We start from the raw sequence: 13594 nt of genomic DNA, 5'->3' as shown, positions 1-13594 counted from the left end.
CTTAAACAGGCTTTGGCATCGATTTATGTCATCAAATCAATGCATTTAATTATTCGCATCTTGCTAAACCGTCGCTCAATTCAACAGTGGCGACGGTGTGCAGCTATTGGCGTATTTACTCGTATTTCTGTATTCGTATCCAGTTACTCGTATCTCTTTACTCGTACCTGAGCGCAGTCGCGGGTTGCACATTGGCGGCGCGCAGTGCGGGATATAAGGTCGCCAGCAGGGTCACCAGTAGCGTACCAATCACGATCACAGACAACTGCATCAATTCCAGTTTCACCGGCAAACGTTGCCCTACGCCTAGAATAGAAATCCCTAAAGTGGTCATAATACCATTCAGATTCAAGGTGATGAGTATCCCAACCGCCAGCCCCAGCACTAAACCGAGCACTGCATTAAGCGACCCTTGCACCACAAAAATGCCCATCACGGCGGATGTGGTCACGCCTTGAGTTTTGAGCACCGCCACATCTGTGGTTTTATCGACCACCATCATCACCAGCGCCGAGACGATATTGAATGCGGCCACGGCCACAATCAGACTCAACATTAGCGACATCATGTTCTTTTCCATTTTGACCGCGCCGAACAAGTGGCCATAGGTATCACGCCAATCGCTGGTTGTCGCCTTAATGCCTTGTTTAGCTAATATATCCTGCACTTTAGGCGCTAAAGCCGGTGCGCTAAAGGGATCGGCTAAATAGAGTCTAAGCTGATCAATAGCCTCACTGGGTTGACGCATCAGCCGTTTCGCATCTTGATAATGGATATACGCCACGCCCGCATCGACCTGAGAGCCCATTTCAAAAATGCCTGAGACCAAAAACTTACGTTGACTCGGCACTGGACCTAAGGGCGAATACACCACGCCATCGCCACTCAGTAATCGCACCGTATCACCAGGGGCGACTTTAAGTTGCCTTGCCAGCTCAGAGCCTAAAATCACCTTGTAGTCGCCGCTCGTCAGCTGCTCAAATGCACCTGAATAAGTGTGCTGGGCAACCGAAGATAACTTTTCCGCTAACTCGGGGAACACGCCATAAACCTGTACAGCACGAATACTCGCCGCCGATTGCACCATGGCCTGCGTCGACACGCTCGGCGTCACGCCTAATACGCCAGGTAAGGCTTTAAGCGCACTCGCCTGCTCAGTCCAATCGACTAAAGGCGCTTCACTATAAAGGGTTAATTGCGGTACTGCGCCTAAGATACGTTGCTTGAGTTGGCCTTCGAGACCATTCATCACAGAGCTCACGACAATGAGCGCGGCAACGCCTAAAAAAATGCCCGAAACGGCAAATAGAGTAATGAACGACGCGAACGCGTTCGCTTTTCTGGCCCGCCAATAACGGTAACCAATATAGAAAGGAAATCCTGGATTCATTGAAAGAGGGTTGCGTCCTGTGTGCTGAACTTGCTAAATCATGAAGATGGGCACGATAATAGGGGTATTGGTCCTATAAATAAAGAGGCAAGCCTTGTTCACTGACACCAATCCGTATTTTAGTGTGCCTCACCCTTTTACCGCCTACTTAAGTCTGTGGCCGAGTTCCGAGCCATTACCCTCTGAAATGGCATTAAGATCAATGCAATCATTGGGTATTCAGCTACTCAGCGAAGTGAAAACGCTCGAAGCCAATTGCTTGCTGCAACTGCGCCATTTAGACAACGACGCTAAAGTGGTGGTGGACTTTTTAAAGCTGCAATCCCGCAAAGTGGATTTAGTGCTGCAGCATGTATTAGAGAAAGAAACCCAAGAAGGCGATAAATGCATTGGCAATCAGTTTGGTGGCAGCGGCCTAAGACTGCTCACACCCACAGCTTTGGACATCGGCTCAAACTATAAAATCACCCTGTTTATTCACGACGAGCTAGTCGCCATTCTCTGTTTTGGCAAAGTGACCAGCTCTACCGCGCAAAAAACGCTATCTACCGAGAGCAGCGCCAATAGCGGTGACACACAAAGCCCCGAGTTCAATACTCAGGCGGAACTTCACTCTCCTGCCCCGCAATGGCAAACCGACTTTGAGTTCAGTCAAATTCTCGAAGCTGACGTCGAGCAATTAGTCAAAGCCAGCCTCAATGTGCAGCAGAAACAACTCAAGTTACGTAAACTCGCCAGAGACGAGCGTCAATAGCCGCTGACTTTTCACTGGCACCTGCGCCATCAAGTCTCTACAATGTCTGCAACTCTTTGTGAATGAATCAGTTTATCGCACGCCAATGACTCACATATCAGCCCTAACGCCGCCAGCCGTCAAAAATGGCAATCAAATTCAGACTCTGTCCACCGTGGGCGGCGTTTGCCAAGCCGTTACACTCGCCAGTTTAGCACGTCAACATAAGGGGACGACCTTAGTTGTCACCAGTGATACGCCAAGCGCATTAAGCTTAGAGCTAGAACTGAGTTATTTGCTCAGTAAAACAGGCATTAAGGTCAGATTATTCCCTGATCGCGAAACCTTGCCCTACGACAGTTTTTCGCCCCATCAGGATTTGATCTCCCAGCGACTCGAAACCCTGTCGCAGCTGTCTCAGATAGAGCAAAACATCGTTATCGTGCCCGTCACAACCTTAATGATGCGCCTGCCACCTAAGGCCTATTTAAGCGCTAACGTGTTTGTGCTGAAAAAAGGTGATAGCTACAAATTACACGATGTACGCCAGCATTTAACCGACACTGGCTACCATTCAGTTGAGCAAGTGTATGAACACGGCGAGTTTGCCATTCGCGGCTCGATTCTGGATATCTTCCCCACTGGGATGAATATGCCACTGCGCATCGAGCTATTCGATGAAGAAGTGGAAACCATCCGCCATTTTGATCCCGAAACCCAACGTTCATTGCAACCTGTCGACTCAATTCGCCTATTGCCCGCGAAGGAATTTCCGACCGACAGCTCAGCCATCGAAGGGTTTAGACAAAGATACCGTCGCAGTTTTGAGGTCATAGTCAAAGAGCCAGAGTCGGTTTATCAGCTGGTGAGCCGTAACTTGATGCCGGCGGGGATTGAAAACTACCTCCCGCTGTTTTTTGATGACACAGCGACCCTATTCGATTACTTGCCCAAGGACACTCAGTTAGTCACTTTAGGGGATATCGAAAAGTCGGCGCGCGCGCATCTGCAAGAAGTCGAACACCGCTATCAAGACAGGCGCGTCGATCCACTGCGGCCGCTACTGGCACCTAAAGAGCTGTATTTACTCATCGAAGAGTTATTTGCCGCCTTTAAACCGCTGCCACGTTACCAGATGCACGTGCCGACGGATGGCGCTGAAGCGACAAAAGCTTTGGTGATTGCCGCCAGCACCCTGCCCGACATCAGCGCCAACCATAAATTAAAGCAACCACTGTTAGCGCTGCAAGATTATGCCAGCAGCGCCAAACGCATGTTGTTTAGTGCCGAGTCCGAGGGTCGCCGCGAAGCGCTGCTTGAATTGCTCGCAAAAATTCAGTTAAAACCTGCGCTGTTTAACCATTTTGATGAATTTATTCAAAGTGATGCCAAGTTAGGGCTCATCGTGTCGCCGCTGTCACGCGGTTGTTTACTGCAGATCAGCGCTAAAGATGGCATCAGTATCATTTGTGAAACTGAGCTCTTCGGCCATCGAATTTCCCAGCAACGTCGCCGTGAAAAACAGCGTCAGATCAGTAACGATGCCCTGATTAAAAACTTGGCCGAACTCAAAGTCGGCCAGCCCATTGTGCATTTAGAACACGGTGTTGCCCTCTATAAAGGCTTAGTCACGCTAGATACAGGCGGACTGGTCGCCGAATACCTGCAATTGGAATACGCCGGCGGCGATAAACTGTATGTGCCAGTGTCTTCATTGCACCTTATCAGCCGCTACAGTGTTGGCGCCGACGAAGACGCCCACTTAAATAAACTCGGCAATGAGACCTGGGCTAAAGCCAAGAAAAAAGCCATTGAAAAAATCCGCGACGTCGCGGCCGAGCTGCTCGATGTATATGCCCGTCGCCAATCTCGTCCCGGCGAAAGCTGCGAGATTGACGAAGAAGAATACGCCCAATTCGCTCGCGGTTTCCCCTTCGAGGAAACCGTCGATCAAGAAAGCGCCATTATCGCCGTGTTAGCCGATATGCAATCGCCGACCGCAATGGACAGATTAGTCTGTGGCGATGTGGGCTTTGGTAAAACCGAAGTCGCCATGCGCGCCGCCTTTGTGGCCGTCAACGCCGGTAAGCAAGTGGTCGTGCTGGTCCCGACCACATTGCTTGCCCAGCAACACTATGAAAACTTTAAAGACAGGTTTGCCGACTGGCCCGTAGTCACCGAAGTGATGTCACGCTTTCGCACCGCTAAAGAGCAGACTCAAGTGCTGCAGCAATTGGAAGAAGGCAAAGTCGATATCGTTATCGGTACTCACAAGTTATTGCAATCTGAGGCCAAGTTTGAAAACTTAGGCCTGCTGATCATCGACGAAGAACACAGATTCGGTGTGCGTCAGAAAGAGAAAATCAAGGCACTGCGTGCGAACGTGGATATCCTAACTCTGACGGCAACGCCTATTCCACGGACCTTAAATATGGCCATGTCGGGCATGCGCGATTTATCTATTATCGCCACCCCGCCCGCCAAACGTTTAGCGGTAAAAACCTTTGTGCGCGAATCCGATCCTGCAACCGTGCGCGAGGCCATTTTGCGGGAAATTCTCCGTGGCGGCCAAGTGTATTACCTGCACAATAATGTTGAAAGTATTGAAAAATGTGCCCAAGGCATTATCGATTTACTGCCAGAAGCGCGGGTAGTCGTCGCCCACGGTCAAATGCGTGAACGCGACCTTGAGCGGGTGATGTCTGACTTTTATCACCAAAGATTCAACGTGTTAGTCTGTACTACTATTATCGAAACTGGTATCGACGTCCCGAGTGCCAACACCATTATTATTGAGCGCGCCGATACCTTTGGTCTGGCGCAGTTACACCAATTACGCGGCCGCGTCGGACGCTCGCACCATCAGGCTTATGCCTATTTGATGACGCCGCATCCTAAACGTATGACTCCCGATGCGCGTAAGCGTTTAGAAGCCATTGATGCCCTTGAAGATCTCGGTGCAGGCTTTATGCTCGCGACCCAAGATTTGGAGATCCGCGGTGCAGGTGAACTCTTAGGTGATGAGCAGAGCGGCCATATTTCGAAAATTGGTTTTAGCTTATACATGGAAATGCTCGAAGCGGCAGTCAAAGCTTTAAAACAAGGCAAAGAGCCATCGCTGGCGCAAATGCTGAATCAACAATGTGAAATTGAACTGCGTATCCCCGCCCTACTGCCTGAGGCCTATGTGAGCGACGTGAATATTCGTCTATCCCTCTATAAACGCATCGCAGGTTGCGAAACCGAAGCGGCGCTGGATGAGTTAAAAGTCGAATTGATCGACCGTTTTGGCCTATTGCCCGAACCGACGCGCAACTTAATGGAAATGACCCTCTATAAACATGAGGCGACTCGCTTAGGGGCGACTAAAATAGAAGTGCACAGTAAAGGTGGCAGCATCGAATTTAGTCATGATCACGTCATCGATCCTATGTTTATTATTGGATTACTCCAAAGCCAGCCACAAATCTATCGAATGGAAGGACCGAATAAGTTAAAGTTCAGCCTTGCGGCCGAAACCAGCAAAGACAGGCTCGCTTTAGTGAAACTCTTGCTCGAACAACTATCTCAACATCAATCGCAACATCGTCTTGGAGATAAATAGTGTTACGTAAACTCGCGGTCTCTATCGCTACCCTCATTGCACTATCGCACAGTCAGGTGGTCCAAGCTGAAGCTTGGTTCGAAGTTGAAGTCTATGTATTTGAACGCCAAAGTCAGTCAACTGAGCAATGGCCAGATACGCCGATCAAGACAAAAACCGATAAAGCGATAGACTTGATCTCTCCAGCGGTTGCACAAGTCGTTACCCCAATGGCGAGTGAGTCGGCGCCTTGTACCTTAGTATTTGATGCCGATGCCAATAGCCACTGCGCTGAAAGCTTAAACGGTGAGCCAACGTCTGAGCCTATAGCCGCCGCGCCGACCAGTGTCGAATTTCGCTATCCGCCAGTGATCCCATCAGAAATCAGCAGCGCAACGACCAGCTATGCCAGCGCCAATGGTGGCCCAGTGTTATTAGCACGCAGCCAAAGCCAGTTCGCGAGCATTATCAATAGTATCTCCCGTGAACGCGGCACGCGCAGTTTACTGCACATGGCGTGGCAACAACCGATGCGCGGCAAAAGTGGTTCAGTGCCTATTCGTTTATTTGCGGGTAAAGATTTCTCGGATACCTACCATTTTGATGGCAGAAAAATCGTTACGCCAACTCAAACAGAACCTATGATCAATGCAGATGGCACGCCTATGCTTGCGCCTGTGGTCTCGCCGGTTTGGGAATTAGATGGCACATTAAATATCTACTTGAGCCACTATTTGTATATTGAAACCGCACTGAATATGCGCAAAGAAGGCAGAAAACTATTACCAGCAATGCCAAGCGATGCCGCCGATACCAGCGCAACACTCACGGCGCCTAAAGTCATGACACCGTTTTTAATGTCAGTGCCTTTGGAGCAAAACCGCCGGGTGAAGAGTGAGGAGATCCATTATTTAGATCACCCCGAAATGGGCATGGTGATCCAAATTCGTAAGATGGCACAACCTAGTGCACAGCAAAAAAGTCAGAATGCCGAATCGATACAAACGGTTGGGCAATACTGAGTCAGCAAGTAAACAGCGAAAGGCTTAAGTCGTACTCTAAAATGAATGACTTAGACTGTACTGCTGTTTAAGACTGCACTATGGAGAAGTCGAGGTAGATATCATCGGCTTCGTCTTCTCCCACAGTGACCGTTAATCCCTCGGTACAAGGCACGCCCACTTCGCACCAAGCAATCAAGTTATTCACCGCAATATCACTGCCTTGGGCTAACACTTCGACACTGCCATCACGGCAATTGGTGACATAGCCTGTCACGCCCAAGGCTCTGGCCTTAGTCAAGGTCGCATGCCGACAACCCACACCTTGCACTTTACCCGTTAAACTTATCAATACACGCTTCATCTCACGCCCCTTTTGCATTGCACACAAGCCTGTTATTGGATTAAGCATAGCCGCAATTATCCGAAGGCTAAGTGTTAACCTATGGATCTATAGAGCAAAAAACAAACGATATTTTATTTTAGGCAAAAAAAACAGCTAACAAGACTGCAGTTAGCTGTGTCGGGCGACATACGCAAAGGGATATCCAATAAATGGACAAATACAACAGCAACTCTGTATCATTTTGTTACAAAATAGCAAGGCTGGCTACTTTACACAATAAATAATTATTTTCAAGAGTTTGAAAAATAAAACTATCCCTCCCTAATGAATATAATGCTTTTAGCTGAAAATCGGCTCATGCCGCTGCCTGCATTGTTCATTTAACAAAACACCGCGGTGAAAGTTGCAGAAGTATGAGGACTCGTTGACGTTCAACGCTGGGATTGTGTTTGTTCAGACCAGCTCGCAATTGCGAAACGAGGGTTTGGGAAGTAAGGGGGTTAGAAGTGAGGGTTGTAGAATTGAAGTGTCGCTATGCCACGCTAATAACGGGTACTGTGTATGGCGAAGCGTTACAGCAAGACAAGCAAAAATATGCAAGCTATACATTTAAAAGACAAAAGTAAAAAACCGGCATAGTCTGCCGGTTTCTGTTTTATTGCGCGATAAGTTGATTACGCGATAACCTGCTACTCGCTGATCATCTGACCATTTTGATAGCGATACTCAGATGAGGGTTCGCCATTAAAGTAATACACTGACCTGCCGTGCAGTTGATTATCAAGATACTCATCACTTTGTAGCAGGCTGCCATCTTCGTTAAAACTGTAACCTTTACCCTGCAATTGACCTTTATCATCATACTGAGTCTGCCCTAATAAATGGCCGTTGGCGGAAAAGGCTTGCCAGTGACCCACTTCGTGTCCTGCTTTATAGTGACCATGCCAGAGCTTAACCATGCTATAGCTGCTTTCATCTTGCAGCAGCCATTGGCCTTCGCGTTGACCGTTAACATACTGACCTTGGGCTTGCAGCTGTTTATCAAAACCACGCAGCAAATACGCGCCATGTAACTTAGCGTTTTTATAAAACTCTCGGCGCATTATCGTGCCATCGGCTGCGATTTCTGTTTGTTCGCCACTCAGCTCACCTTGTTGGTTAAACTGCTCATTGCGCGTCGTGTCACGGTTTTGCGTGACCCACTTGCCGACCTTTAAACCTAAGTGGTATTGGCCGCTGACAAAACTGCCGTCCTCTACATTATCTTCCCGATAGGCACCGTGCATTTGACCTTTGCTATAGCTCGCACGTTGGACAGCGCCATTCCAGCCAATCCCAATATACAAGCCTTCATATTGCCCCTTGAGTTGTTCATCGCGTTCAATCAATTCACCTGCAGAGTCGAAGCGCTGACGTAAACTCCAGTTTTTCGCAGTATCACGCTGATATTGATGGGTTAACTTTCCAGTGGCATCGAAGCGCTGTTCAGTGCTAATCCGGCCTTTTGCAAGATATTGAGTATCGGTTTGAGTGGCGACATTGCCAGCATTATCATAGGTAATATTCTGTATTTCACGGCCATCATTATCGTACTCTTGCTGCATGGCTAACAGCCCTGGCCCTTTAAAACGCTGCTGGTTTCCTACCTGCTTGCCATGCTGATAATGTTTGATCTCTTGCAGAATATCTGCGGCCTGATAACTCAACACTTCTCCGTGCATTTTTCCATTCAGGTAAAACTCTTTGGTGTATAACCAGCCCTCTTTAGTCCAATACAGTCGCTCACCTTGGTATTTTCCCGCCACCATATTCACGCTTTGCTCTGGCTTACCATTGTCATAGAAGCTTTCATATCGCCCTTCCATACCGTTTGCGCCATAGTTTGTGCGCGATGCCAGCAGGCCGTTGGCATGATAACTTTGCGATAAGCCTAATTCAGCCCCATTCACGCGATGCTCATGGCGCTGCAGTTGGCCATTTTGATAATAGCTTTTCTGCTCGCCGTTCAGTTGGCCATTCTGGTAGTGGTACTCTCCCGAGAGCGCTCCGTCTTCCCAATAATGCAGATGCGTGCCCTGATAATGTCCTTGCGCATCGCTGCTGCCCTTGCGAGACAATTGACCGTCGGGGTAGAAAAACTCGAAATCGCCAACGATAAAACTCTCGACTAAATTGGGATTGTTGACACTGCCCTTAAAAACCGGTTTATCCGTTTCTAAATAAAATAGCTGCACTGGCCACTCGCCATTTTGTTCTGTCGGCGCTTGCTCCAGATAATAAATGGCTTCGCCCGGCACATCGCTAAGCCGCCATTCTTGGTCGAGTAAAATTCGCTCAGCCGACAAATTAAACGACATAAGTAGCGCAGATAATAGTAATAAGACTCGCATTTTCTGCTCCTTAAGGTAACGCAGGGAATGTATTAACCCACTGTTTATTTACAGGTTCCCCGCTTATCGTCAGCTGTTCTATCTGTGCTGCGCGCCCCGCCAGCACAAACCAGCGTTGCTCACGTAATACTTGCTGCAACGGACGTTGATAAAAATCACTACTGTCACCTTGCATAGCAGGCGCAAGGGGTAAATTCTGCGCATTTAGAAAACGATAGTGCCGCATAAATTCGGCCACGGTTTGAGTGGTATCCAAATCTGGCAGCTGACTGACATCAATCAACCAACTTTGCTCGGGATGATATGCGAGTGCTTGCCATTGAGGCGTTCCAGTACAGGCCAAGGTGCTGCTGACATTGATGTCGTAAAAATTGCGGCGGATCCCATCGGCGCTACTCAGTTGGTACAGCACAAACTTATCTAGCCCAGCACCAAAACCCGTGTTGCTGCTGGCGTTAGTGTTTGTCCATTGCAGTGTGTGCCCGTTTACCTTAGGGGCATCGACCACACTGAGGGTGCACACCGCTGCCTGCTCGGACGTTAACAGCATACTAACGCCGTATTTGGCGACGATTTGCGGCTCGAGTAAGGCAGGATCGACAGGTGTGCTAGGTTGCGGCTGATTATCATAGGACGCATACATATCATCGCTGTAAAGCAGTTGCTGCTGCGCCGGCGGATAGTCGACATTTTGCGCGTAATCTAGGGTTGGAATAAAACGAATATTCTTAGTCAGTTCGCCGCTGTCAACCGCAGTATTCACATAGAGTGTCAGTGTTGACGGCGCGGCGGCAAAGGTAAACTGTGTAATCGTTTCATATTGCGCCGATGAAGCCAGCGACAGCATATTTTGCTCTGCCGACGTTAGCCAATCCGGTCCAGTGGCTGGCGGTGAAAGATAGTGCACCATAGCGCCTTCGGCACCGTCATAGCGCCGGTACAACCAAGTTTTGTCAGCGCCGCCTCGCGATTTCAGTAAATAACGGAATGGTTGATCTGGGATTGGCGAGAGTTCCAGCTGTAAATCTTCATACTGCAAGCTCACAGTTTTACTGGGATCAGGTGTCAGGTTAAGTTTGACCAGTTTCGCACCATGATAATGGGCAGTCGCGCGAAACTCAGCAACCTGAGCTAAGAGGTCATTTGGTGCATTCCAGCCAATAAGCAGATTTTGCTGCACAGATTGATGGAAACCATCCTGTTCTGGATAACTGTAACTGCCCACCTTGCTCAGTTGCAGTGGCAGCACAGTGCCATCCGCGCTGTGTGCCGTGATATCGGTTAAGCTAAATCCGCCTTCGGGTTTAAAACCTGAAAAGTCATGATGATAGGTTAGATTTAATAGATCATCTTGCTGGTAAAAGTAACCCGCATCATAGGCAAACACAGCATCAAGGCCTAAGGTCTTATTGATGTCATCCAGCACAAAGTCAGGCTGTTTTTGATACTCAAAGGCTGGAAAATCATAATCAAAACCTAAACGCTGTGTTAAATCACCCAACTGGCGCTGCTGCGGCAACATAATAACGTTGCTGCGCACTGTGCCCTTATAGCCGTAACGCTCAAACGGCGCTTCTGCCACTAAAGCTAACTGCGCTAACCAACCCCGCTCACGTTCTAACATCAGCTGACCGTATATTTTGGCTTGCTCGCCGTCACTTTCAACTTTGGCTAATACATGCGTATCAGTGACTTGCAATACAGTAAGTTTGGCATTGGCGTGGCCTTGATAGGTAGGAAGCGCGACGACCGCCCCCGCTTTGGCGGGTATGGTGCTAAGGAAGGCCGATGAGCTAAAGAGTTTTTTCAGTTCCTGCTCAAGCTCTGCGCCGCGTTCAGCCAGCAGCGCCTGCCATACCGGTTTGTTCAATGCACTGAATTCTTTAACGCTGCCATCTTCTAGATTTAATGTAAATTCAAACCCCTGCGAGAAAATAGCGTGCATTTCTGGATTACGATCGGCCCGCTGGCCACTACTGACGCCGCTCCCTTGACCATCGCGCATGTTCATGTAATCGACGTGCACTTGAAACCGACTGTTTTGGCCTGTCTCGAGGACCTTATAACGCAGCAATTGATGTGAGCTAGTATTAAGCGTTTCGGTACGCTGACCATTGTCTACAGTGATGTTGGTGGTGCTATACAACTGATACGAGCGCTCTTCCCCTTTCTCAGGTGTGAACTCAACATCAGCATCCCCAAAAGAACAGGCCGATAATAAACAGCATGCAACTACGCTAACCAGGTACTTCATGGTTATTCCTTGTATCTTAAACAAATAGTAAGCGCCGCATTATGCCCTTTCATACCCAGTAAATAAAATGCTTTGGCTATTTTGCCTGTCCAGCACAACACCTAAGTGCGCGACTAAAATATCCTTTTAGATCGTCACAGGTAGGGCAATACCTATCTTAGGCAAGTTCTTAATGACGAATTACAACATAAAGAACTGATGCGCAAAGCTAGTTCTGCTGTATTAATTGTCATTGTTTCCCAGTGACTCGCCGATTTTTTATTTAATAAGAAGTATCCCTTTGGGCTCGACGGCGACACCCATCATGTCAACTATCACTGTAGCTGCAATGCCAATCCTAACTATCACTTTCGCAGTTCGTTTAGCTAAAAAGCTCTTGCACCAAAGCAAGATAACTTTGTCGTCAATAGTGCAGCATGAATTGTCATTGTTTCCCCAGTGACTCGCCGTCTATTTCTTTCAAAAGAAGCATCCCTATAGGCTCGACGGCGGCATCCATGCCGCCAACGGTCACAGTTGCAACAATGCCAATCCTCACTAACCCTATCGCTGTTCGATTAGCTAAAAAGCTATTGCCCCGAAACCATTTAAAGTAGATGCTCTTAACGAATCGAGCGTGTTCAGGTTGCCCGACATTTTCTAATCAATGCATTAAGAACTTATACGGAAACCTTCGGTACTTTCTTCCTGTAATGCCTCTTCAACTCACACACAATAGTTTGATATTGCTTGAGTTTAATAATGATTAAATACAAAATAGACGAAATATAAATGCGGGGGAAATCTGTCTATTTCTATAAAGTGTAAGGCTAATCGAGGAAGTATAGGCAATGACTAAAATAGAAGGCTCGATTGTAAACGACCGTTATTTGGAGTCGATCGCCATAGCCTTATACAATGAAGCAAAAGTTGAAAAGGACGGATATCGTTTCAAAAAGCTAGTCCCTGCAATGACATTTTATTGTTTTGCCATGGAGTCAAAGTTAAATACCTTTGGAAAAGAGGTGTTTACTAAAAAATCAGAGTTAAAACTCTATAGTAACGCAACTATTCAAGGTAAATTCGACTGGCTACTTTCTCGACTTGGAGTTGATGCCGAAGAATTGGTTGAGCCTCACCGTGAAACTATTGCTGATATGGTTTCATTTAGGAATTCTGTGGTTCACTCTAAAAGCATTGATTTCGAGGAAGAAAGAAAACTAATCGGTCTTGAGCAGTTTGGAGACAGGTTTGTACAGCCTCCAAAGCACGAAAAAGATTTCATGGCTCAAAGGTCTTTAGAAAATTGTGAAAGCTATAAAAAAGCTTTGGAGTTCTTGGATACTGTTTGGTTTGTACAGTCACCGAAGTTCTTTGGTTCTATAGACTTTCATAGAGGTAGTGGTTTTAGTCGTGCTAGGGTAGTTGATAGAAATTAGCATAAATACTAATACGTTATATTGCCCCTGATAAATTTGACAACTCAGAGTCTAAAAATGATAAGAAAGTACAACAAAAATGACTTGGATTCAGTTCTTGAAATCTGGCTGAATGCGTCGATTAAAGCTCATGATTTTATCTTGGCTGAGTTTTGGGAATCTCAAGTAGAGAGCATGCGTAATATTTATATCCCAGCTTCAGAGGTCTACGTTTACGAAATAGACTCTAAAGTTATTGGATTTTTCGCTCTGTATGAAAGTCGTTTAGCTGCCATATTTGTAGCTCCCGAGCTGCAAGGTAAAAGTATCGGTAAGCAATTGCTGAATCACGCAAAAAATCAAAGATCGATTCTGACTCTTTCGGTATATAAGGAAAATCAGGCCAGTTACCAGTTCTACTTGTCCCAAGGTTTTAACGTGGTCAGCGAGCAGTTAGATGAACATACGGGGCATCCAGAATACACAATGAGTTCGGGCAC

Annotated in this window: 9 protein-coding genes; 5 read left to right on the top strand and 4 right to left on the bottom strand. The window is 47.4% G+C overall.

Annotated elements, in window-relative coordinates; all coding sequences use genetic code 11:
- Positions 1–157: 157 nt before the first annotated feature.
- Positions 158–1390, bottom strand: coding sequence for a lipoprotein-releasing ABC transporter permease subunit (locus Q4Q50_RS10555; protein ID WP_311899256.1), 1233 nt, complete (start codon positions 1388–1390; stop codon positions 158–160).
- 94 nt (positions 1391–1484) lie between these two features.
- Between Q4Q50_RS10555 and Q4Q50_RS10550 the strand changes: the two genes are divergently transcribed.
- The 3 genes from Q4Q50_RS10550 to Q4Q50_RS10540 all read left to right on the top strand — a co-directional run bounded on the left by Q4Q50_RS10550 (position 1485) and on the right by Q4Q50_RS10540 (position 6728).
- Positions 1485–2144: a hypothetical protein gene (locus Q4Q50_RS10550; protein ID WP_311899255.1), complete on the top strand. Its 660-nt coding sequence runs from the start codon at positions 1485–1487 to the stop codon at positions 2142–2144.
- An 85-nt stretch (positions 2145–2229) separates the two neighbouring features.
- Complete coding sequence (gene mfd / locus Q4Q50_RS10545; protein WP_311899363.1) at positions 2230–5727, top strand: transcription-repair coupling factor; 3498 nt, start codon at positions 2230–2232, stop codon at positions 5725–5727.
- Positions 5727–6728, top strand: coding sequence for a peptidoglycan binding protein CsiV (locus Q4Q50_RS10540; protein WP_311899254.1), 1002 nt, complete (start codon positions 5727–5729; stop codon positions 6726–6728). Before mfd ends, Q4Q50_RS10540 begins: the two co-directional genes overlap by 1 nt.
- A gap of 67 nt (positions 6729–6795) precedes the next feature.
- Here the strand turns inward: Q4Q50_RS10540 and Q4Q50_RS10535 are convergent, their stop codons facing one another.
- The 3 genes from Q4Q50_RS10535 to Q4Q50_RS10525 all read right to left on the bottom strand — a co-directional run bounded on the left by Q4Q50_RS10535 (position 6796) and on the right by Q4Q50_RS10525 (position 11697).
- Complete coding sequence (locus Q4Q50_RS10535; protein WP_011846955.1) at positions 6796–7071, bottom strand: acylphosphatase; 276 nt, start codon at positions 7069–7071, stop codon at positions 6796–6798.
- 671 nt (positions 7072–7742) lie between these two features.
- Positions 7743–9443 carry a toxin-antitoxin system YwqK family antitoxin gene (locus Q4Q50_RS10530; RefSeq protein ID WP_311899253.1) on the bottom strand — a complete coding sequence of 567 codons (1701 nt, stop codon included), beginning with the start codon at positions 9441–9443 and terminating at the stop codon, positions 7743–7745.
- 10 nt (positions 9444–9453) lie between these two features.
- Positions 9454–11697, bottom strand: coding sequence for a hypothetical protein (locus Q4Q50_RS10525; protein WP_311899252.1), 2244 nt, complete (start codon positions 11695–11697; stop codon positions 9454–9456).
- Positions 11698–12527: 830 nt separating this feature from the next.
- Between Q4Q50_RS10525 and Q4Q50_RS10520 the strand changes: the two genes are divergently transcribed.
- Together Q4Q50_RS10520 and Q4Q50_RS10515 are read left to right on the top strand one after the other, a co-directional pair.
- The gene (locus tag Q4Q50_RS10520) at positions 12528–13115 is read left to right on the top strand and encodes a hypothetical protein (RefSeq protein WP_311899251.1); all 588 of its coding nucleotides are present in this window, start codon (positions 12528–12530) and stop codon (positions 13113–13115) included.
- Positions 13116–13172: 57 nt separating this feature from the next.
- Positions 13173–13594 (top strand): N-acetyltransferase (locus Q4Q50_RS10515; protein ID WP_012587276.1); only part of this gene is annotated, 422 nt, incomplete at its 3' end.

The organism is Shewanella scandinavica, assembly GCF_031932065.1.
Taxonomy (GTDB): domain Bacteria; phylum Pseudomonadota; class Gammaproteobacteria; order Enterobacterales; family Shewanellaceae; genus Shewanella; species Shewanella baltica.
This window is presented reverse-complemented; position numbering and strand designations above follow the sequence as displayed.